This is a genomic window from Aeromonas sp. INTO2, from assembly GCF_049860605.1.
GTDB lineage: Bacteria > Pseudomonadota > Gammaproteobacteria > Enterobacterales > Aeromonadaceae > Aeromonas > Aeromonas caviae.
Map to the genome: position 1 here is coordinate 3,925,148 of NZ_CP187588.1, position 21,571 is coordinate 3,946,718.

Annotated in this window: 20 protein-coding genes; 6 read left to right on the forward strand and 14 right to left on the reverse strand. The window is 62.5% G+C overall.

Annotation, left to right across the window (positions count from 1 at the left end):
* Positions 1 to 198 precede the first annotated feature (198 nt).
* Positions 199 to 672: a DUF1097 domain-containing protein gene (locus tag ACPW74_RS18585; RefSeq protein WP_039039614.1), complete on the forward strand. Its 474-nt coding sequence runs from the start codon at positions 199 to 201 to the stop codon at positions 670 to 672.
* A 105-nt stretch (positions 673 to 777) separates the two neighbouring features.
* Here the strand turns inward: ACPW74_RS18585 and ACPW74_RS18590 are convergent, their stop codons facing one another.
* The 4 genes from ACPW74_RS18590 to ACPW74_RS18605 all read right to left on the reverse strand — a co-directional run bounded on the left by ACPW74_RS18590 (position 778) and on the right by ACPW74_RS18605 (position 4,335).
* Positions 778 to 2,058: a sigma 54-interacting transcriptional regulator gene (locus tag ACPW74_RS18590; RefSeq protein ID WP_010675978.1), complete on the reverse strand. Its 1,281-nt coding sequence runs from the start codon at positions 2,056 to 2,058 to the stop codon at positions 778 to 780.
* A 54-nt stretch (positions 2,059 to 2,112) separates the two neighbouring features.
* Positions 2,113 to 2,622 carry a hypothetical protein gene (locus tag ACPW74_RS18595; RefSeq protein WP_039039694.1) on the reverse strand — a complete coding sequence of 170 codons (510 nt, stop codon included), beginning with the start codon at positions 2,620 to 2,622 and terminating at the stop codon, positions 2,113 to 2,115.
* 105 nt (positions 2,623 to 2,727) lie between these two features.
* Positions 2,728 to 4,140 (reverse strand): sensor histidine kinase, encoded by a 1,413-nt coding sequence (locus ACPW74_RS18600; protein ID WP_045522797.1) that lies wholly within the window; start codon positions 4,138 to 4,140, stop codon positions 2,728 to 2,730.
* Positions 4,141 to 4,242: 102 nt separating this feature from the next.
* A complete protein-coding gene (locus tag ACPW74_RS18605) occupies positions 4,243 to 4,335 on the reverse strand; it encodes a YnhF family membrane protein (RefSeq protein ID WP_010675981.1) in 93 nt (30 codons plus the stop codon).
* A gap of 125 nt (positions 4,336 to 4,460) precedes the next feature.
* On the opposite strand from ACPW74_RS18605, the gene ACPW74_RS18610 reads away from it, so the two are divergent.
* Complete coding sequence (locus tag ACPW74_RS18610) at positions 4,461 to 5,006, forward strand: 2-amino-4-hydroxy-6-hydroxymethyldihydropteridine diphosphokinase (protein ID WP_104452135.1); 546 nt, start codon at positions 4,461 to 4,463, stop codon at positions 5,004 to 5,006.
* 58 nt (positions 5,007 to 5,064) lie between these two features.
* Here ACPW74_RS18610 and ACPW74_RS18615 read toward each other — a convergent pair whose 3' ends face one another.
* Complete coding sequence (locus ACPW74_RS18615; RefSeq protein WP_039039618.1) at positions 5,065 to 5,769, reverse strand: SDR family oxidoreductase; 705 nt, start codon at positions 5,767 to 5,769, stop codon at positions 5,065 to 5,067.
* 159 nt (positions 5,770 to 5,928) lie between these two features.
* Here ACPW74_RS18615 and ACPW74_RS18620 point away from each other — a divergent pair, with 159 nt between their 5' ends.
* On the forward strand, positions 5,929 to 6,333 hold the full coding sequence (locus ACPW74_RS18620) for a CBS domain-containing protein (RefSeq protein WP_425858426.1): 405 nt from the start codon (positions 5,929 to 5,931) through the stop codon (positions 6,331 to 6,333).
* A gap of 258 nt (positions 6,334 to 6,591) precedes the next feature.
* Positions 6,592 to 7,347: a substrate-binding periplasmic protein gene (locus ACPW74_RS18625; RefSeq protein ID WP_234922631.1), complete on the forward strand. Its 756-nt coding sequence runs from the start codon at positions 6,592 to 6,594 to the stop codon at positions 7,345 to 7,347.
* 101 nt (positions 7,348 to 7,448) lie between these two features.
* Here the strand turns inward: ACPW74_RS18625 and asnC are convergent, their stop codons facing one another.
* The gene (gene asnC, locus ACPW74_RS18630; protein ID WP_041214272.1) at positions 7,449 to 7,910 is read right to left on the reverse strand and encodes a transcriptional regulator AsnC; all 462 of its coding nucleotides are present in this window, start codon (positions 7,908 to 7,910) and stop codon (positions 7,449 to 7,451) included.
* 154 nt (positions 7,911 to 8,064) lie between these two features.
* On the opposite strand from asnC, the gene asnA reads away from it, so the two are divergent.
* A complete protein-coding gene (asnA, locus tag ACPW74_RS18635) occupies positions 8,065 to 9,057 on the forward strand; it encodes an aspartate--ammonia ligase (protein WP_279982091.1) in 993 nt (330 codons plus the stop codon).
* Between the two features lie 228 nt (positions 9,058 to 9,285).
* Here asnA and ACPW74_RS18640 read toward each other — a convergent pair whose 3' ends face one another.
* From ACPW74_RS18640 to rluD, 4 genes are all read right to left on the reverse strand, one after another.
* Positions 9,286 to 10,110 (reverse strand): MBL fold metallo-hydrolase, encoded by an 825-nt coding sequence (locus tag ACPW74_RS18640; protein ID WP_279982092.1) that lies wholly within the window; start codon positions 10,108 to 10,110, stop codon positions 9,286 to 9,288.
* 60 nt (positions 10,111 to 10,170) lie between these two features.
* Positions 10,171 to 12,744, reverse strand: coding sequence for an ATP-dependent chaperone ClpB (gene clpB, locus ACPW74_RS18645; RefSeq protein WP_279982093.1), 2,574 nt, complete (start codon positions 12,742 to 12,744; stop codon positions 10,171 to 10,173).
* Positions 12,745 to 12,994: 250 nt separating this feature from the next.
* Positions 12,995 to 13,732: a peptidoglycan editing factor PgeF gene (gene pgeF / locus ACPW74_RS18650; protein WP_104452130.1), complete on the reverse strand. Its 738-nt coding sequence runs from the start codon at positions 13,730 to 13,732 to the stop codon at positions 12,995 to 12,997.
* Between the two features lie 119 nt (positions 13,733 to 13,851).
* Positions 13,852 to 14,832, reverse strand: a complete 981-nt coding sequence (gene rluD, locus ACPW74_RS18655) for a 23S rRNA pseudouridine(1911/1915/1917) synthase RluD (RefSeq protein ID WP_010675991.1) — start codon at positions 14,830 to 14,832, stop codon at positions 13,852 to 13,854.
* A 116-nt stretch (positions 14,833 to 14,948) separates the two neighbouring features.
* On the opposite strand from rluD, the gene ACPW74_RS18660 reads away from it, so the two are divergent.
* Positions 14,949 to 15,704, forward strand: coding sequence for an outer membrane protein assembly factor BamD (locus ACPW74_RS18660; RefSeq protein ID WP_039039695.1), 756 nt, complete (start codon positions 14,949 to 14,951; stop codon positions 15,702 to 15,704).
* Positions 15,705 to 15,776: 72 nt separating this feature from the next.
* Here ACPW74_RS18660 and ACPW74_RS18665 read toward each other — a convergent pair whose 3' ends face one another.
* The 4 genes from ACPW74_RS18665 to ACPW74_RS18680 all read right to left on the reverse strand — a co-directional run bounded on the left by ACPW74_RS18665 (position 15,777) and on the right by ACPW74_RS18680 (position 21,132).
* On the reverse strand, positions 15,777 to 17,084 hold the full coding sequence (locus ACPW74_RS18665) for a serine dehydratase subunit alpha family protein (RefSeq protein WP_049636093.1): 1,308 nt from the start codon (positions 17,082 to 17,084) through the stop codon (positions 15,777 to 15,779).
* Between the two features lie 26 nt (positions 17,085 to 17,110).
* The gene (locus ACPW74_RS18670; RefSeq protein WP_041211936.1) at positions 17,111 to 17,782 is read right to left on the reverse strand and encodes a helix-turn-helix transcriptional regulator; all 672 of its coding nucleotides are present in this window, start codon (positions 17,780 to 17,782) and stop codon (positions 17,111 to 17,113) included.
* Between the two features lie 327 nt (positions 17,783 to 18,109).
* The gene (gene pntB / locus ACPW74_RS18675) at positions 18,110 to 19,594 is read right to left on the reverse strand and encodes a Re/Si-specific NAD(P)(+) transhydrogenase subunit beta (protein WP_010675995.1); all 1,485 of its coding nucleotides are present in this window, start codon (positions 19,592 to 19,594) and stop codon (positions 18,110 to 18,112) included.
* Positions 19,595 to 19,605: 11 nt separating this feature from the next.
* Positions 19,606 to 21,132 carry a Re/Si-specific NAD(P)(+) transhydrogenase subunit alpha gene (locus tag ACPW74_RS18680; RefSeq protein WP_010675996.1) on the reverse strand — a complete coding sequence of 509 codons (1,527 nt, stop codon included), beginning with the start codon at positions 21,130 to 21,132 and terminating at the stop codon, positions 19,606 to 19,608.
* Positions 21,133 to 21,571 lie beyond the last annotated feature (439 nt).

A 21,571-nucleotide genomic window follows, 5' to 3' on the forward strand; every position in this document is an offset into this window, starting at 1 on the left:
CACTCCATGAGCAGGACAGGGCCTCTAACTATGGAACAAGGTCTGCGGCGCCTCCAATGAATTTTTTTCGCGAGCGCAAGCGTATTCCAGAGTTGCAAAGAGTGACCGGGATCACACACAATCCGGCCCCCGCTTGCTGCCGCTCCACCGCGGAGTAGGCTGCCTCCTTTTCCGGATTCAACCACTGAGAGTCACGCCATGAGCCCACTGTTCGCCATCGCCATCACGACCGGGATCCTCTCCGCCGTCTGGGGTGGACTGGCCGCCGCACTCGGTCTCATCTCCTGGGTCGGCTTCCTCGGCTGCACCAGCTACTTCGCCTCGAGTGGCGGTTACAAGGCGCTGTTACAGACCTTGCTGTGCAACACCACCGGCATGCTGTGGGCACTCCTGCTGATCCACGGGGAGACCTGGTGGGGGGCCGGCATGGCGGGTTATCTGATGACAGGGGTGGTGGCCACCCTGATGTGCGTGCAGGCCAGGCAGCAGTGGCTCGCCTACATTCCCGGCACCTTCGCCGGTTGCTGTGCCACCTTCGGCGCCGCAGGCGAGTGGCGGCTCATTCTGCCCTCCCTCATCATCGGCGCCCTGTTTGGCTATCTGATGAAGGCGAGCGGCCTCTGGCTCTCCCAGAAGACCCTCTCCACCGACGGCGTCAGCGACCCGGCCTGAGCCTGAGCCTGAGCCTGAGCCTGAGCCTGACAAGGTAACCGATTCGGTCGGAAACCAGAGGGGCGGCCCGTCATCGACGGGCCGCCCCTCTGTCATTTATCCCTTCTATCCCTTCGACTTGAAGTTGGCCGCCTCGATGCCGTGCCGATTCAATAGCTTGTAGAAGTCGGTGCGGTTTCTCCCCGCCATGTTGGCCGCCAGGGTCACATTGCCTTCCGTGGTGCGCAGCAGCCGGATCAGGTACTCCTTTTCAAACTCGGCCCGCGCCTCGTTGAACGAGGGAATGCCGCCACCGCCGCCACTCAGGGCCGACTCCACCATGGCCGCGCCTATCACCGGGCTGCAGCAGAGGCTCGCGAGCTGCTCCACCACCCCGCAGAGCTGGCGCACGTTGCCCGGCCAGGCCGCGGCGGCCAGCAGGGCCAGCGCCTCCGGCGAGAAGCCGAGGGCGGCGCAATCGGGGTGACGGTTGCGGTAATCGTCCAGCGCCTGACGGGCCAGCAGGGGGATGTCCTCGCTGCGGGCGCTCAGAGGCGGCAGAGTGATGTTGGCCACGTTGAGGCGGTAGAAGAGATCCTCGCGAAAACGCCCCTCTTCCATGGCGGTCACCAGATCCTGATGGCTGGAGCTGATGACCCGCACCTCGGGGGTACCCTGACCATACTCCGCCAGCACCTGGAGCAACTTGGCCTGGAGTGACTCCGACAGATCCCCTATCTCGTCGAGGAAGAGGGTGCCGCCTTTGGCCTCGGCAAACAGGCCGGACTGGCCATCCTCGCCAAACAGCTGCAAGTCCAGCGCGGGCCAGGGCAGAGCCGCACAGTTGATGGTATGCAGCGGCTTGTCGCGGCGGTGGCTGGCCTGGTGCAGCGCCTGGGTCATCACCCCCTTGCCGGCGCCGGAGGGGCCCAGGATCAGCACGGGCACGTCCATGGTGGCGATGCTGCTCGCCTGGATCAGCAACTGCTCCATCTGCGGGTTGCGGGTCTGGATGAGGGACTGCCACTCCTGCTGCTGCTTCGGACGGGTCAGGCTGAGAGCATGTTCTATGGTGACCAGCAGCTCGTCCTTGTCGATGGGCTTGGTGAGGAAGCTGAACACCCCGGAGCGGGTCGCCTGGATGGCGTCGGGAATGGTGCCGTGGGCGGTCATGATGATCACCGGCATGCCGAGCCACTGGGACTGGATCCGCTCGAACAGCGCCAGCCCGTCCATGCCCCCCATGCGCAGATCGCTCAGCACCAGGTCGGCCCGCTGCTGGCGCAGCCTGTCCAGCGCTCCTTCGGCGCTGTCGGCGGTATCCACCTCGTAACCCTGGCTGCGCAGGCGCATGCTCATCAGCTTGAGCAGGCTGGCATCATCGTCCACCAGCAGAATACGGCTCATGCTCTCACCTCCTCTTGGCGAAAAACGCGATCATTGCGGCGCGGTCCGGAGCTGTCATGGCTGACCTCCCCCATTGAGCTTACGCTGGTTGAGCTGCTCGTCGATGGCGGAGAGCTGCTCTATCTGCTGGCGCAGACGCTTCACCTCCTGACTCTGATCGTCGCGGCGGCTGTCTCGCACCAGCAGCTCCTCCCCGAGGGCGATCCAGCTGCGCAGGAAGGCCTGGGCATCGAGACCGAGCTCCGGCAACAGAGCTTTCAGCTGATCCAGCCCGGCCCGGCGGCTGGCCACCGATTCGGACGGGTGGGTGTTGACCATGGCCAGACTGACCCGGCTCTCGAGGTCGGTGGCGCCGGCCAGTCGCTGGCGCTCCTGCATCCGCTGCTGGGGATGGCTGGCCAGCAGCCAGTCCGAGTATTGCAGGCGCACCTGCATCTCCTTGTTGGCAAACTCCATCCGCCTGGCGATCGCCTCCTGGGAAGGCTCGGTGAGGCTGGTAGAAGGCAGCAGGGAACAGCCAGCGAGCAGGCCTATCATCAATACGGGAATCACAAATCGTTTCATCTTGAATGTCACTTCAGATCCTGGTGGGAAACAGGCACCTGCCCGCTCCTCTCAATATTCGGTGTCAAGGCGCCACCCGCACCTGCGGGGTCGCCGCCACGCCCGTCAGCTCGGGCGCACGTTCAAATCCAGCCGGAAACAGACATCCGCCTGGGCATCCTCGATCAGCCTGAGCTCGCCGCCCAGACTCATGGCAGACTCACGGGCAATGGAGAGGCCCATGCCGGAGCCTTTCAGCAATCCCTGGCGCACTATGCTGCCCTGTTCAAAGGGCTCGAAGATGCGCTCCCGCTCGTCTGGCGGGATGACAGGCCCTTCGTTGGCCACCTCCAGCCAGCCGCCGCCCGCTCCCGCCCCGGCGCGGATCCAGATCTGTCCGCCCCTGGCGCCATAGCTGACCGCGTTGGAAAAGAGATTGTCGAGGATGAGTCGCAGGCGGTAGGGCTCTGCCCGCAGGCTGATGGGCTCGGGCGGCAAGTGTACACTGATTTGCTTGGATTCCAGCGCGAGCCGGTACTCTTCGGACAAGTCTGACAACAAGGGCGCCAGGGGCACCTCGGACAGGGTGAACACCTCCTGCTGGCTGAGGCGATTGAAGTCGAGCAGCCGCTCGATCAGGGTCTGCAGACGGCGGCTGTTCTCCTCCAGCATCTGGCAGATCTCCTGCTGATCCCCGTTGAGGGGCCCCACCAGCTGCTCCGAGAGCAGATCAGCCCCCTCCCGCAGCACGGCAAGGGGGGTTTTCAGCTCGTGGGATACGTGGCGCAGGAACTGGTATTTCTGCTGTTCCAGCTCCTTGAGCTTGTCGTGCAGCCAGCTGATCCGCTCCCCCAGCAGCACCAGTTCGGCCGGGCCATCCACCGGGCGCTGATCCGGCTCGACACCTGCGCCCAGACTCAGGATCCGCGACTCAATCTGACGTACCGGGTGGATGATGAGGTAGGTAAAGAGCAACACCAGCAGCAGGCTGAGCCCGACCACGAAGCCGCTGACCCACCAGATCTGCTGCTTCAGCTCCACGATGGCGCCCCGCATGCGGGTCACGTGATCATCCACCTGGCTGCGGGTGACCACTTCCAGTTGCTGGTTCAGTTCGTTGAAGTCGGTGAAACGGGGGCTGGTCGCCTCCTGCCTGGCCTTGCGCAGATCCTGCAGGCCGTCGAGCCAGACCAACGTCGCCTCGAGATCTCCGTAGACCTCGGCATCCGGAATGGAGTCCTGATGGGTCGCGAGCAGTTCCCGGTAGCGCACCAGCTGCTGCCGATAGCTGGCCAGGATGCGATCATCACCCAGGACCGCATAGCGGCGCAGGGTGCGCTCCAGATCGATGGCCTGGGTGGAGAGCAGCGTCGCCCGGCGAGTGTCCCGCACCGCACGTTCCATCTCGTCGCTGGTGAGCTGGCCCAGGTGGGAGAGAGCCTGACTGTCGTGCCAGATCATGCCCCCCAGGGGCATCAGCACCAGCACGAAGCCCATCAGTACTACCTGGAGCAGGGAGCGGGGCCGAACCTTGGTCATCTTCTGCGGTCTCGATTCGTCATGGGGGAGCCAGCATATCCGCACTGCCCCAAAAAGCAAAACCGGCCATAAAGCCGGTTTGATTGCTCACCGAGGCCGGATTCACGCCAGGCCGACGGACGCCACACAGATGACAATGATCATAGCAAGGGCCCCTGACGCGGCCAACAGTGCCCATTTCATTTCTACGCTCATGCAAACCTCCTTTCTGCCAATCAGCGTTGGATCACAACAGATAACGACATGTTAATTCATAGTGAATCCCATAACCGTGAGCTGCGTATATATTTCAGACGAGCCCAACCCAAGGAATGGAAAGCATGTTTTACCTCTGTAGCATTGGATCCAATCTCGACCCCGCCCTGCACGTCAGTCAGGCCGTCGCCGAATTGCTGGCCCGCTTTGGTCGCCTTCACCTGAGTTCCGTCATCCAGACCAAGCCCGTGTGCATGCATTCGCGCCACGACTTCCTCAACTGCCTGTTCGTCGTCCAGAGCGACCTCTCCCCCGTCCAGCTCAAGGCCGAGTTTGTCACCATGGAGCTGGCTCATGGCCGGGATCGCAACAACCCCCTGTGCAAGGTGGCGGACAGGCCACTGGACATCGACATACTGGCCTGCGGCGAACGGGATGACTTCGCCGAGGCCGGGGTGGATGCCTACCTGGGGGATCTGCTGGCGGAGATGTATCAGGGCGGCAGTGTGGACTCCGGCAAGGTGACCCTCGGCCTGCCGGGCAGCAAGGTGTTTGCGAAGCAGCGCATCGGTCAGGCCCCCATCCATCTCTGCCAGCAAGACGAGGCCCTGCTTCCCGGCAACGGCCACCCCGGCCCCCCTTCCCGGCACGCCGCCATCCGGCACCCTTGAGCCGTTCACACACATGAGGCGCCCAAAGGCGCCTCATGTCATGGCGGCCCGCCTTGCCCTAGATGACGGCGAGGGCGCGCCCCCCGTCCACCCGGATGCTGGCCCCGGTCATGTAGTCGTTCTTCATCAGCATCTGTACCGCCTGCCAGATGGGCTCCAGACCCCCTTCCCGCGCCAGCGGCGTCTTCGCCAGCACCTGCTGGCGCCAGTCATCCCCGTGCTCGTCGAGAAACAGGATGGGGCCAGGCTCTATGGTGTTGACCCGCACGGCGGGTGCCAGTTCGCGGGCAAAGCTCATGGCCAGGGAATGGGCTCCCGCCTTGGTGGCCACGTAGGCGGCAAACTGGGGCGCCGGGGCATGGATGTAGATATCGGTGATGTGGATGATGCCCCCGTTGGGCTGGCGGGCAAGGGCGGGCGCCAGCGCCCGGTTGAGCTGGAAGGGAGCCGCCATGTGTACCCGGTAGAACTGATCAAACTGGGCCAGCTGCACCGCAGGATCCGCCGCCTGGGGCTCGAAGGCGGAGGCATTGTGGATGATCAGGGCAAGATCCTCATGGGCCGCCAGCGCCGTCACCACGGCGCCCACCTCCTCTTCCCGGGTGAAGTCCGCCTGTACCAGCTCGACGCCCACGTCTCGCAGACGATCCAGCTCGGGCCGTTCGCTGCGATAGCTGCCCGTCACCTGCCAGCCAGCGGCCACCAGCTGTTCGCACAGATAGAATCCCAGGCGACGGCCACAGCCCGTTACCAATGCACGCATACCCTCTCCTTGTGGTTGTCGCCCTCCCCGATCCATTCAGGATCGCACGGAGGGCCCATTCATCGGCCATGACCTATCGATGTCCTAGGCAAAACCCATTGGCCCCCTGTCATGGCCACCGGGCATAGTGGTCCCATCGACCCCCATGGAGCCACCATCATGCTACAAATTCGCGATCATATGCAGCCATTGACCCACTCACTGCACCCCGGCCTCGGTCTGGCCGAGGCGCTGGACAGACTCCATCGGGCAAACCTGGGGGGCCTGCCGGTACTGGATGACCATCAGCACCTCGTCGGATTTCTCTCCGAGCAGGATTGCATTCCCGCCCTGCTCACGGGCAGCTATCACTGCGACACCCGTACTCTGGTCGAAGATCTGATGAGCCGGACCCCGCTGTTCGTCTCTCCTGATGACAACATCGTTGATCTCGCCCGCCAGATGGCCGGGGCCAGACCCAAGGTCTATCCGGTAATGGAGGGAGGCAAGGTGACGGACATCATCAGCCGTCGTCAGGTGATGCAGGCCCTCAACACCCAGATGAAACAGTGTCAGGCAACCTGAGTCAGGCCACCTCGCACACGTTTCATGCCGACTACCCTCCCGCCCACAGCCGGCGAGTGGCTGGTCCATCCCGCCCGACTCTGCCACGGGGCGGCCTGTCGAGGCAGCGCCGCCCTCCTCCCACCGGCACCGTTCGTTTGTCCCCTCCCCATTTCAGGGTTTGCCATCCGTGGTCGTCTCTAGTTAGATAGGTGCCGGTCACAGTCCCTGCCGGATGCGACCCCGTCCCGAGTGCTCAGGAGATGTAACGTGCGACGCTTGCTCGTATTCTGCTTTCTGCTGCCCTGCTGGCTGTCAGCTAGGGAGTTGGTCATTGGTGGCATCCAGGAGCCCCCTCTCAAGTGGCTGGATGCACAAGGACACCCTCGCGGGCTGGATGTGGATCTCGTCACCGCCATCTTCGGCACGCTCCATACCCCCATCAGGATTGAGCTCATCGATTCGGGAGCCAGGCTCACCCGCAATGCCGAAAGCGGCTTCTATGATCTGCTGCTGGCCCACTCCTACAAACCGGAGCGGGAGGCCTATCTGCTCTACCCCAAACAGGCCCATATGCTCCATAGCTGGCACTTCTTCATACGCAAGGAGTCCGCAGGCCTGATCCACTATGACCATCTGACGGATCTCAAACCCTGGCGTATCGGTGTCACCCGGGATTTCTCCTATACCCCCGAGCTCGCGGCAGCCATGACAGACCCGAGCTATCACTTCCAGGAGATCCCCATCAACCAGCTGCAACTGCGAAAACTCATTGCCGGTCGTATCGACGTGGTGCCCATGTCCCTGGTCACCGCCTTCACCCAGATAAGAGAGGAGGGACTGGAAGGCAAGCTCGACTACCTGCCAAAACCCCTCAAGACCAGCCCCTACTTCAATGCCTGGACCCGTTCCCGGGCCGATGCCGACACCCCGGCCCTGATGGCCGCCTATGATGCCGAACTGCTGCACATGAAGCGGGACGGCCGGCTCAAAGCCCTCTACGACAAATACGGCATCCCCTATATCGAACCCTGATCCACCGTTCAGGGTGTCATCTCCCACAGGGTCGCATTCTGCTGCGCGAACAGGGTCTCGCACGGGAGAGGGATCTCTACGCCCCCCTCAGACCACCCGACTCAGGGCTTCACATCCCGCAGGATCGGGTTTTGCAGCGAAATCAGCGTCTCGGTGGACTGGATCTCGTCGATGGTCTGGATCTTGTGGATCAGTACCGTCTGCAACTCGTCGATGGAACGGGTCATCACCTTCATGAAGATGCTGTAGTGGCCCGTGGTGTAGTAGGCCTCCACCACCTCGTCCAGCGCCTGCAGTTTGGCCAGGGCCGACGGGTAATCCTTGGCGCTCTTGAGGTTGATCCCGATGAAGCAGCAGACGTCGTAGCCCAGCTTCTTGGGGTTCACCTGCACCCGCGTTCCCTCGATGATGCCCGCCTGCTTCATCTTCTCTACCCGCACGTGGATGGTGCCCGGGCTCACCAGCAGTTGTTTGGCCAGCTCGGCGTAAGGCAGGCGCGCATTCTCCATCAGGGCGGAGAGGATGGCCTGATCGAGATTATCGATCCGATAATTTTCTGACACTTTTTTGCGCTCCTTTTAATGATTCATCATTAATTGATGGCTTATTTTGAAGAAAAAAACACACAAAGCCTATTTCAATTATCGAATATTGAATTTAGTTGGCATTCTGTTGAAGAATCACCGCATTCAACGGATTCACGACAGGTAATTCAGCATGAAACAGCACTATATCCGCAGCCAACAGCAGATCAGCTTCGTCAAAGAGATGTTCTCCCGCCAACTCGCACTGCAACTCGGCCTGATGGAGGTACAAGCCCCCATTCTGAGCCGGGTCGGTGACGGCACCCAGGACAACCTCTCCGGCTGCGAGCATGCAGTGCAGGTCAAGGTGAAAACCCTGCCGGAGCACAGCTATGAAGTGGTCCACTCCCTGGCCAAGTGGAAGCGCCAGACCCTGGGTCGCTTCGGTTTCGGCCCGGGTGAAGGCATCTACACCCACATGAAGGCACTGCGTCCGGACGAGGATCGTCTCAGCCCCATTCACTCCGTCTACGTCGACCAGTGGGACTGGGAGAAGGTGATGCCGGGCGAGCGCCGGGATCTGGCCTATCTGCAGGAGACGGTGCGCAGCATCTGGGCCGCCATCAAGGCCACCGAGCGCGCGGTCTGTGCCGAGCACGACCTGACCCCCTTCCTGCCGGCGGATATCCAGTTCCTGCACAGTGAAGAGCTGCTGACCCGCTACCCGGACCTCGATGCCAAGGGACGCGAGCGCGCCATCGCCAAAGAGCTGGGAGCGGTCTTCCTCATCGGTATCGGTGGCGCCCTCTCCCACGGCGAACGCCACGACGTGCGAGCCCCGGACTACGACGACTGGAGCAGCGAGAGCGAGCTCGGGCTGGCGGGTCTGAACGGTGACATCCTGGTGTGGAACCCGGTGCTGGAAGACAGCTTCGAGATCTCCTCCATGGGGATCCGGGTGGACGCAGAGGCGCTGCGCCGCCAGCTCGCCATCACCGGGGACGAAGATCGCCTGCAGTACGACTGGCATCAGGATCTGCTGGCAGCACGGATGCCGCAAACCATCGGCGGCGGCATCGGCCAATCCCGTCTGGCCATGCTGCTGCTGCAAAAAGAGCACATCGGTCAGGTCCAGGTCGGCGTCTGGCCGGCCGAGATGAAGGCCGCCATTGCGGACATGCTGTAACGAATTGATTTGATTGCCTCTGTCCTCCTATCGCGGCAACACGGCGCGGGACAGACGCGATAGCGAAGCTGGTCAGCCGGGGTGGAGAGCGTATCCCGACTGACTGTAAGGCGGGCATGGTCGCTGACTGTGCCTGCCGACCCTGGGGCTTGCCCCTGCGATCCGCTCAACCCACGTCAGATCGCATCGAATACATTCCTCCCGGCAATCTTCGGATTGCCGCTTTTTTTACGCCGAAAAACTGTGCTCAAAACCCGCCCCGATCTGGTGCTGGCGCGGCAGCCCCGCCTTTCTGCTGCCGGTGCAGTGGCAGGCAAACAACCGCTCCACCGCCTCTTCCTGCAGATAGGCTCCGAGCGCCACCGCCCGCTCTGTGCCGGAAAACTTCAGGTGCAGGCCGCCGATGACGGCGTGGATCCGCTCGTCGCCACACACCTCCTTGGCACACTCGATGATGTTCTCGACCCCGGCGTGACCGCAGCCGATAAAGACGATGAGCCCCTGCTCGCTCTTGTAGGCCAGCGCCGAGTCGTCGCTGATGAGGTCTTTCTCCACCCGCCCGCCCCGCACCATGTAACCAAGCAAGGAGGATTTGGCCTGCTCCCGTCGCAGTATGGTTCCCAGGAACACCAGCCGCTCGGACAGCCAGACCGGCTCAGCTGAACAGTGAGGGAGCAGCCCTCTCGTCGCCAGTTGTCGCGGATCCAGGTCGCCCGAGAGGCGGTAGAGGTTGTAGCGTCGGGGCAGCAACGGCAGGAAGTAGCCCCGCTCATTGAACACATCCGGACAAGCGATCAATGGAATAGGATCGGAATAGACGGGCAGGGAGCCGATGCCTCCCACATGGTCGTAATGACCGTGGGACAGCACCACATGGGTGAGAGAGCCAAGATCTACCCCCATCACCTCGGCATTGTGCCGCAGCGCCCGGCCCCGACCACTGTCGAACAGCACCTTGAGTCCATCGCACTCCAACAGCAACGACAGTCCCTTTTCAGGCAGGCAGCCGGGTAGATGAACATCATCATCCACCAAAACGGAAAACGTCAGCATCTCAATCACCCTGAAAACAAAACGCAGGCACGAGGCCTGCGCTTTTCATCGACAATCCCATTACTGGGTCATGGTGAGGCCGTTGCTGTCGGCCCCCAGCCGCAGTGTCTTGCCAGGGATGACCCGACCGCTGAGCAGGGCCTGGGCCAGCGGGTTCTCCACCTTCTGCTGGATCGCCCGCTTGAGGGGGCGCGCCCCGTAGACGGGATCGAACCCGGCATGAACCAGCTTGGTCAGCAGCTCCTCGCTCACCTCCACCTCGAAGCCCTGGGACTCCAGACGGCTCATCAGGCTCTTGAGCTGGATGCGGGCAATGGACTTGATGTGCTCCTCACCGAGCGGGTGGAACACCACGGTCTCGTCGATCCGGTTGATGAACTCCGGCCGGAAGCTGCGGCTCAGCACCTCCATCAGCATGACCTTCATCTCGTCGTAATCCTTCTCGGAGTGGTGCTCCTGGATGAGATCAGACCCGAGGTTGGAGGTCATGATCACCACGGTGTTGCGGAAGTCCACGGTACGCCCCTGACCGTCGGTCAGGCGGCCATCGTCCAGCACCTGCAACAGGATGTTGAAGACATCGGGATGCGCCTTCTCCACCTCGTCCAGCAGGATCACCGAATAGGGGCGACGGCGCACTGCCTCGGTGAGATACCCCCCTTCCTCGTAACCCACGTATCCCGGAGGCGCCCCCACCAGACGGGCCACGCTGTGTTTCTCCATGAACTCGGACATGTCGATCCGCACCATGGCATCCTGGGTATCGAACAGGAACTCCGCCAGCGCCTTGCACAGCTCGGTCTTGCCCACCCCGGTGGGGCCGAGGAAGAGGAAGGAGCCGATGGGGCGGTTCGGGTCGGACAGCCCGGCACGAGAGCGGCGAATGGCGTTGGAGACGGCGTCCACCGCCTCTTCCTGGCCGATCACCCGGCTGTGCAGCTGATCTTCCATCCGCAGCAGCTTCTCCCGTTCCCCTTCCAGCATGCGGGCCACCGGAATGCCGGTCCAGCGGGCCAGGACGTCGGCGATCTCCACGTCGGTGACCCGGTTGCGCAGCAGGCTGGTCTCCTGCATCTCAGCCTGGGTGGCGAGATCCAGCTGTTTCTCCAGCTCCGGGATGCGGCCGTACTGCAACTCGGACATGCGGCCCAAGTCCCCTGCGCGGCGCGCCACATCGAGATCCTGACGGGCCTGCTCCAGTGCAGCCTTGATGTGCTGGGTCCCGGCGAGGGCAGCCTTCTCGGCCTTCCACACCTCTTCCAGCTCGTTGTATTCCCGCTCTTTTTCCGTCAGCTCCTGATTGAGCAGATCGAGGCGCTTGCGGCTGGCGTCATCGTCCTCCTTCATCAGCGCCTGCTGCTCCAGCTTGAGCTGGATGATGCGCCGCTCGAGCCGGTCCAGGGATTCCGGCTTGGAGTCGATCTGGAGCCGGATGCTGGCCGCCGCCTCGTCGATGAGGTCGATGGCCTTGTCAGGCAGCTGGCGATCCGCGATGTAGCGGTGGGAGAGCTGGGCCGCCGCGACGATGGCGGGGTCGGTGATCTGCACATGGTGGTGCAGCTCGTAGCGCTCCTTCAGGCCACGCAGGATGGCGATGGTGTCCTCCACCGAGGGCTCCTCCACCAGCACCTTCTGGAAACGGCGCTCCAGCGCGGCATCCTTCTCCACGTACTGCCTGTACTCATCGAGGGTGGTGGCCCCGACGCAGTGCAGCTCGCCGCGGGCCAGGGCGGGCTTGAGCATGTTGCCCGCATCCATGGCACCCTCGCCCTTGCCGGCGCCGACCATGGTGTGCAGCTCGTCCACGAAGAGGATGACGCTGCCCTCCTCCTTGGCGAGATCGTTCAGGACCGCCTTGAGCCGCTCCTCGAACTCGCCGCGATACTTGGCACCGGCCACCAGGGCCCCCATGTCGAGCGACAGCACCCGCTTGTTCTTGAGCCCTTCCGGCACTTCGCCATTGATGATGCGCTGGGCCAGCCCCTCGACGATGGCGGTCTTGCCGACGCCGGGGGCACCGATCAGCACCGGGTTGTTCTTGGTGCGGCGTTGCAGCACCTGGATGGTGCGGCGAATTTCGTCATCCCGGCCGATCACCGGGTCGAGCTTGCCGAGTTCTGCCCGCTCGGTGAGATCGATGGTGTACTTCTCCAGCGCCTGGCGATTCTCCTCGGCGTTGGCATCCTCCACCTTCTTGCCGCCACGGACCTTGTCGATGGCTGCCTCGAGTCTTTCCTTGGTCAGCCCCTGGGCACGCAGCAGCTCGCCCAGCGTCCCCTTCTCGTCCAGGGCCGCCAGCACGAACAGCTCGGACGAGATGAACTGATCCTTGCGCTGCTGGGCCAGCTTGTCGCAGACGTTGAGCAGGCGGCCGAGGCCGTTGGAGAGCTGTACGTCCCCTTCCACCCCGCTGACGCGGGGCAGGCGATCCAGCTCCTCGCCGAGGCGCGAGCGCAGGGTATTGATGTCGAGCCCGGTCAAGGTGAGCAGCGGACGAATGGATCCGCCGTCCTGATTGAGCAAGGCGCTCATCAGATGGACGGGTTCGATGAATTGGTGGTCACGACCCAGTGCAAGAGACTGGGCATCGGAAATGGCAATCTGGAATTTGCTGGTCAGGCGATCGAGGCGCATTGCACTCCCCCTTCAAGACAGACGCCGCATGCGCGGCAACAACATCGCTTTCTGACAAGGAAGATGTGGTCTTGAAGGGCAATTTCAAGGGGTGACTGTTTATTTTTTCCTCAATAGCGGTGACCGAGGGAAAACGACCTCGCAATGGCAGCCTGCACCCTGAGCCTGCTCGGCAGCAAGACATAGTCGCCAAAGGGCCATCACCAAGGAGTGAAGAGGCGCATGCGGCCACTCGCGAGCGCCTCTTCGGCTATTTTTCCAGCCACACAAGGGAGGCCATGCGACCCGTCTGCCCGTCGCGGCGATAGGAGTAGAAGCGCTCGCTGTCGCTGAAAGTGCAGTATTCGCCGCCATAGATGGCGGTGACACCGGCGCGGGCGAGGCGCAGTCGGGCCAGCTGGTAGATATCCGCCAGCCATTTCCCCTCGATGGACGAAGGGGCGAACGCAGCCGCCGCCTCGGCCTGCTCCGCCATGAAGGCCTCACGCACTTCGCCACCCACTTCGAACGCGGCGGGACCGATGGCCGGGCCCAGCCAGGCCAGGATCTCGCCAGGCTCGCAGCCCATGGCGGCGATGCTTGCCTCCAATACGCCCCCCTGCAGTCCGCGCCAACCGGCATGGGCCGCCGCCACTACGGTGCCTGCCCGATCGCAGAACAGCACCGGCAGGCAGTCGGCAGTCATCACGATGCAGGCCTGCCCCGTCTCATGCGCACAGGCGGCATCGGCATCCGGTGCGCGCTCATAACGGTCGCTCACCGGATGGACGGCGATGCCATGTACCTGGTTGAGCCAGTTGAGAGTGCCGGGGATCCCCGCCACCTGCTGCAGTCGGGCGCGGTTGGCCTCGACCCTGGCCAGTGCATCGCCCACATGGGCCCCGAGGTTAAGACCAGCAAAGACCCCTTCGCTGATGCCGCCGTCCCGGGTGGTCGAGAGAGCCCTGACATTGCCCGGTGCGGGCCAGTCGGGTGCGATCCAGTTCATCTGTGGCTCCTTTCGTTCATATGAAAACGGGGCCCCTTGGCTGCAACCAGTCAAGGGGCCCCGCATCAGATCATGGAGGGCAGGTTACGGCAGGAATCGTCGCAAGGCCACCCCCGGGATCAGTTCCAGACCAGATCGTCCGGATTGGCCAGGGTATCCGCCCGCAGCACTTCCATCAGCGCCACCATGTCCTGCGGCGTGGGGGAGTGCCACTCCATCACTTCACCCGTGATGGGGTGCGCCAGCTTCAGCATGGTGGCGTGCAGCGCCTGACGGTGGAAACCGCGCAGGGCCTCCGTCAGTTCGGGGGTGGCGTTGCGCAGCAGACGCAGACGACCGCCGTAGGCGGGATCCCCCACCAGCGGATGCTTGATGTGGGCCATGTGGACACGGATCTGGTGCGTACGACCGGTCTCCAGCCGCAACCGCAGACGGGTGTGCCCACGGAACTTCTCGTGCACCCGGTAGTGGGTGACGGACTCGCGCCCGTTGGGCACCACGGCCATGTGGGTACGCTGGGTCGGGTGACGACCGATGGGGGCATCGACGGTGCCGCCGGCGGTCATGTGACCGATGGCAATCGCCTCGTACTCACGGGTGATCTGGCGTGCCTGCAGGGCTTCCACCAGGTGGGTCTGGGCGGGAATGGTCTTGGCCACCACCATCAACCCCGTGGTGTCTTTGTCCAGACGGTGCACGATACCGGCGCGGGGGACCTCGGCGATGCCGGGGTAGCGGTGCAGCAGGGCGTTGAGCACGGTGCCGTCCGGCGTACCGGCGCCCGGGTGAACCACCAGGCCGGCCGGCTTGTCGATCACCAGGATGTGTTCATCTTCATAGACGATGTTCAGCTCGATGTTCTGGGCATCCCAGCGGGTGTCGTCTGCCAGTTCCACATTCACATGTACCTGCTGCCCGGCCACCACTTTCTCGCGCGGGGTATTGGCAACCTGACCGTCCAGGGTCACTCTGTCCTGTAAAATCCACTCCTTGATGCGGGTCCGGGAGTAGTCGGGAAACAATTCGGCCAGGGCCTGGTCGAGTCGTTGCCCGAATTGGTGATCCTGAAATTCGCCTGTCAGTTCAATATGCTGGCTCATGTATGGTCTCTTGAGCGGGGGTATCAATTCGAAATAATCCGGGTATTCTAGCTTTTCTTTTAGCCAAGCATAACGGATACTTTGCCAATTTCGTGGAAATGGACCGGATGTTGTTGATGGGAAAGAAGTCTCACCTGCTGATGTCGCTCGCCTTGGTCGCTACCCTGATCACTGGCTGTTCCAGCACCAAACCCAAGGTTCCCGACGAACCGCCGGAAGTTCTGTACCAGAAAGCCCGCATCAAACTGGATACCGGCAACTACCTCAATGCCATCGAACTGCTGGAAGCGCTGGACTCTCGTTACCCGTTCGGCGCCTACTCCAACCAGGTTCAGCTCGATCTCATCTATGCCTACTACAAGCAGGATGATACCGCCCAGGCGATCGCCAACATCGACCGTTTTATCCGCCTGAACCCGGCGCACAAGAACATCGATTACGTCTTCTACATGCGCGGCCTGACCAACATGGCGGCGGATTACAACTTCTTCCAGGATTTCCTCGGCATCAATCGGGATGACAAGGACCCCTCCTACGCCCGTCAGGCCTTCCAGGACTTCAAGACCCTGCTGCAGAATTACCCCAACAGCAGCTATGCAGCCGATGCCCGTGCCCGCATGATCGGCCTGAAGAACCGTCTTGCCCGCTATGACCTGGGGGTAGCCGAGTACTACGTCAAGCGTGACGCCCTGATCGCCGCCGCCAACCGCGCCAAGCTGATCGTCGAGACCTATCCCGACACGGTGGAGACCGAGAAGGCGCTGGAAATCATGGTCAACGCCTATGACACGCTGAAGATGCCGACCCTGGCCCAGCATGCCCGAGAAGTGCTGGCCAAGAACTACCCAGACAACCGTCTCGGTCGCGGCTGAGTAGCGAACGGACAATGAAAAACCGGAGCCACTGGCTCCGGTTTTTTTATGGCCGACGGCGGCACTCCGGGGTCACTGGTGCTTACCCTGCTGCTTGGCCCGCATGATGTTGATGATCTCGATGTCGGTATCCAGCATCCCCTCCCTGGAGAGGCGACCCAGGTTGGCGATGGTCTGGTCCACATCGTCCGAGACGATCCCCTCGCTCTGGGGCACGCGCAGGTTGTTGATGGCCATCAGCGAGGATTTCACCGCCGCCGAGGTGGAGGTGGAGACCTTCATGGAGCAGGCGCTGCCGGCGCCGTCGCAGATGATGCCGGAAACATCCCCAATCATGTTGTTGATGCAGTGGCTGATCTGCTCGAACTGGCCCCCCAGCAGCCAGGTGATGGCGGCCCCCGATCCCATGGCGGCGGTACTGGCTGCACACAGGGCGGAGAGCTTGTTCTGGTAGGCCTTGATATAGATGGCCACCAGGTGGCTCATCACCAGGGCACGGGCCAGCTGCTCGTCATCGGCCTTGAGGAAGCGGGCGGCGGCGACCACCGGCATGGTGGCGGCAATGCCCTGGTTGCCGGAACCGGAGTTGGACATGGCGGGCAGCATGGCGCCATCCATCCGCGCATCGGAGGCGGCAGACGACAGGCGCATGGCCAGGGTCATCAGATCGTCGGAAAGCAGCTTGCGTTCCACCTGGTCGGTGAGGATCTTGCCGATGCGCAGGCCATAGCCCTGCAGCCCTTCGTCCGCCAGCGCCTGGTTCATGGTGGCCGCCTCGCGGATGAAGTCGATCTCGGCCAGCGGCACCTCCAGGGCGAAGGCCACGATCTCCTTCAGGGTCATGGCGGGCTTGCCGGCCTTGGCTGGCTGGATCTGCACCCCGGGGGCGCTGTCCTGCACCATCAGCACCTCGCCATCCTTCTCCATCAGCACGATGCGGGTATGGTCGGTACAGATCACCACCCGGGCGCTGTGCCCCTCCACTTCGGCCAGCACCTCGGCGTAGAGCACGTCGGGCACATCCTTCACATCCACCTCTATGGTGGGCAGCAGCCCCTTGGCCGCCTCGACCTGATCCGGCGTGAGGCTCTTGAGCACCTCCAGCCCGGCATCCGGGTTGCCACCGGTGATGCCGACGGCGGCGGCCACCGGCAGGCCGATCATGCCGGTACCCGGCACCCCGACCCCCATGCCGTTCTTGAACAGATTGCCGCTGACCCAGACGCGGGTGCGAGTCGGTACCTGCCCCAGCAGCTTGCGGCAGTTGGCCGCCGCCAAGGCGACCGACATGGGCTCGGTGCAGCCGAGGGCCGGCACCACTTCACGCTTGAGCAGGGTAATAAAGTCGGTCCATTGTGCGTTCATTGCGATGTGTCTCATGTTCATGACGCCCGCGTGCGGGCTCGTCATTGTTGTTCGGCCAGTTCCGCCTTGTGATTGCGGATATGCAGGTAAACGGTATGGCGGGAGATGCCGAGCAGCTCGGCCACCAGCTGGGCGGCATCCTTGATCTCGAAGATGCCCATGTCGTAAAGCCGGTGCACGATCGCCTTGTTGCGCACGCTGCTGCCCAGCCCGGGATCCCTGTCCACCTTGGCGATCACCTGCGCCACCAGATCATCCACCGAGCTGGCGAAGGTCTCGGTGCCGTGGGCAGGGGGCACTGCGGGCGGGGCAAAGGTGTCGAGCAGGCTGCCAAGGGGCGTGTCCAGGCTGAAATTCACGCACAGCATGCCGATGGGTTTGCCCTCGCGGTTGCTGATGGTGATGGACGAGGATTTCAGCAGGGAGCCCTCCCGGGTGCGGGAGAAATAGCTGCTCCACTGGCTGCCGGCGGCACTGTGCAACTTGTCGAGCGCGAAGTCGGTGACCGGCGCTCCCTCCTGGCGGCCGGTGATGTGGCCGTTGGCAATCTTGATGACGGAGGCGTGCAGACTGTCAAAGGCGTGCAGCACCACCTCGCAGCCCGGGCCAAACAGGGCGGACAGCGCCGCCACCGCAGGCTCGAAGCTGGCAATCAGATGGCGCTCTTCATCGGTCAGTGTGCTGGCGTCGCGCAAGGGGGCTACCTCGGTCATGGGGTCATCCGGTCAACGTTGGGTAAGGATATTCGAAGCGGACTCAAATAAAATTGAGCAAATCCGCTTTTTGCGCGGGCATTATGCCCGACTGGTGAGACAACACCACAAAATGTGAGCAAAATCACGACGAAAATGACAAAAAGGCCCCATGAGAGGCCTTCAAGGTGGTTTTTTGGTGCTTTTGCTCAACTTTAATTGAGCCAGGGCTCGTCAGTCAGTCCGGACAGGCAGGCACCACCGTCTGTCTGTTCCCTGCCACGGTCATCCACCCTGGTCATAAAAAAAGGGGGCAGAAGCCCCCTTTTTGTCTCATCCGGTCAACGCTTACAGCGCCTTCAGGATGGCCTCGACGCTGGCCTTGGCATCGCCAAACAGCATCTGGGTGTTCTCCTTGAAGAACAGCGGGTTCTGGACACCGGCGTAGCCAGTGTTCATGGAGCGCTTGAAGCCGATGACGTTCTGCGCCTTCCACACTTCCAGCACCGGCATGCCGGCGATGGGGCTGCCCGGATCTTCCATGGCGGCCGGGTTGACGGTGTCGTTGGCACCGATCACCAGCACCACGTCGGTGTCGGCGAAGTCATCGTTGATCTCGTCCATTTCCAGCACGATGTCATAGGGGACTTTCGCTTCCGCCAGCAGCACGTTCATGTGACCAGGCAGACGACCGGCCACCGGGTGGATGCCGAAGCGCACCTTGACGCCGCGATCACGCAGCTTCTGGGTGATCTCGGCCACCGGGTACTGGGCCTGCGCCACCGCCATGCCGTAGCCCGGGGTGATGATGACGGAGCTGGCGTTCTTCAGCATGTCGGCCACGTCTTCGGCGTTGGTCTCGCGGTATTCGCCCAGCTCCTGCTCGGCGGTGGAGGCCACGCCGTCGGAGCCAAAGCCACCGGCGATCACGGAGATGAAGGAGCGGTTCATCGCCTTGCACATGATGTAGGAGAGGATGGCACCGGAGGAACCCACCAGGGCACCGGTGACGATCAGCAGGTCATTGGAGAGCATGAAGCCCGCCGCCGCCGCCGCCCAACCGGAGTAGGAGTTCAGCATGGAGACCACCACCGGCATGTCCGCACCACCGATGGAGGCGACCAGGTGCCAGCCGAAGGCGAAGGCGATCAGGGTCATCACCAGCAGGGCGAAGGTGGAGCCACCGGCGTTGACGAAGTGGATCATCAGCGCGATGGAGACCACCACGGCCAGCAGGTTCAGCTTGTGGCGGTGCGGCAGCATCAGCGGCTTGGAAGAGATGAGGCCACGCAGCTTGCCGAACGCCACCACGGAACCGGTGAAGGTCACGGCACCGATGAAGACGCCCAGGAACACTTCCACCAGATGGATGTTCAGCATGGCGCCGGAGAGGTGCTCGACCTGGGCGACGCTTGCCGCCTGCTCGAACGCCGCCCGGGCGGCTGCCAGGGTCGCATCCAGGTTGGAGCCGACAGAGACCACCACTTCAGCGGGGGCGGAGGGGTGCAGATCGATGAAGCTGTTGAAGCCCACCAGCACCGCTGCCATGCCCACGAAGCTGTGCAGCACGGCCACCAGTTCGGGCATCTCGGTCATCTCGACCTTGAGGGCCAGACGCACGCCGATGGCGCCACCGATGGCCATGGCCAGGATGATCCAGTGGACGCCACTGGTTTCCGGGTTGAAGACGGTGGCGAGCAGGGCGATGGCCATCCCCGCGATACCGAACAGGTTGCCATGCTTGGCCGTTTCTTGCTTCGACAGTCCCGCGAGACTGAGGATGAAGAGCACGGCGGCAACGATATAGGATGCTGTTACCAGTCCTTGAGACACGTTAAACCCCCTTAATCCTTACGGAACATCTTCAGCATGCGCTGAGTGACGGTGAAGCCACCGAAGATGTTGATACTGGCAATCAGCACGGCGACAAAGGCCAGCACGGTGACCAGGGTCGACCCTTGTCCAATCTGCAACAGCGCACCGACCACGATGATGCCGGAGATGGCATTGGTGACCGACATCAGCGGCGTGTGCAGGGCGTGAGAGACGTTCCACACCACGTAGTAACCGACCACGCAGGCCAGGATGAAGACGGTGAAGTGGGAGAGGAAGGCGGCAGGCGCCACGGCGGCCACCCAACCGAAGGCGGCGATGCCGAGGGCACCGAACACGAACTTCTTGTTGGAGGGCTTGGCCTCTTCCTTCTTGGCGGCCGGTTTGGCGGCAGCGGGTTTCTGCGGGGCGGCAGAGACGGAGATGGCGGGGGGCGGGAAGGTCACTTCACCGGCCTGGACCACCGTCATGTTGCGCTGTACCACGTCTTCGAAGTCGATGGCGACGTTGCCGTCCTTCTCCTTGCACATCAGCTTCATCAGGTTCACCAGGTTGGTGCCGTAGAGCTGGGAGGATTGGGCAGGCAGGCGGCCCGGCAGATCGGTGTAACCGATCACCTTGACGCCGTTGTCGGTGACATGCAGTTCACCCGGTACCGTGTATTCGCAGTTGCCGCCGGCCTGGGCCGCCATGTCCACGATGACGGAGCCCGGCTTCATGCTGTCCACCATTTCCTTGGTGATGAGCTTGGGTGCCGGCTTGCCCGGGATCAGGGCGGTAGTGATGATGATGTCCACTTCCTTGGCCTGCTGGGCGAACAGCTCCATCTCGGCCTTGATGAACTCTTCGCTCATCACCTTGGCGTAACCGTCGCTGGAAGCGCCATCTTCGCCGCCGAAGTCCAGCTTGAGGAATTCCCCACCCATGGACTCGATCTGCTCGGCCACTTCCAGACGGGTATCGAAGGCACGCACGATGGCACCGAGGGAACCGGCGGTCCCGATGGCGGCCAGACCGGCCACACCGGCACCGATGACCAGCACCTTGGCGGGCGGAACTTTACCGGCGGCGGTGATCTGGCCGGTGAAGAAGCGACCGAACTGGTGCGCGGCTTCCACGACGGCGCGATAGCCACCGATGTTGGCCATGGAAGAGAGGGCGTCGAGGGACTGGGCACGGGAGATCCGCGGCACCATGTCCATCGCCATCACATTGATGTTGCGCTCGGAAAGCTTCTTGACCAGCTCGGGGTTCTGGGCGGGCCAGATGAAGCTCACCAGGGTGGCACCATCCTTAATTTGTGCGATTTCGGCCTCGGTCGGCGCGTTGACCTTGAAGACAAGGTCGGCTTGCCAGACGTTCGGTACCACGCTGGCACCGGCAGCCTCGAAGGCGGCATCATCGAAGCTGGCTCGTAGGCCGGCACCGGCCTCGATGGCAACCTCGAAGCCGAGCTTTTTCAGCTGCTCGACAGTGGCCGGGGTCGCTGCGACCCGGGTCTCACCGGCGAGACTCTCTCTCGGTATTCCAATCTGCATGACTATTCCCTGATGGTTAATAAACAATCATCGCCAAGTCTCTCATGTCTGAGGGGACAAGGCATGATCAAAGTGCAGGTCACGGGCCCTTTGTTATGAAAATCAGCAGGCTTCACCTCGACCTCCTGTCACGGTCAGGCCCCCGCTTTTCAGGCGCGAGGGTGATTAGTATCAAATTTTGGAGTTTTATTACAACCACGGCCCCGGGCGGGCGGGTACAGAATTCAGCCCATCCCGGACCATGATTAAAAAAAACAAACCAAATTAGGGGCTTATACCAGCAAAAAGCGCTAAAAAAAGTGATCCAACCAGTCAAAAAAAATGTTTAACCCGGCCTCTACCTTAGCGTTTTTTGTTCTTACGAAATCTGCCGTTGGCTCATCTGATGAGATGAAAAGGGAAAAAGTAACCATTTTGCAACGATCAGGGGGCCGCGTCC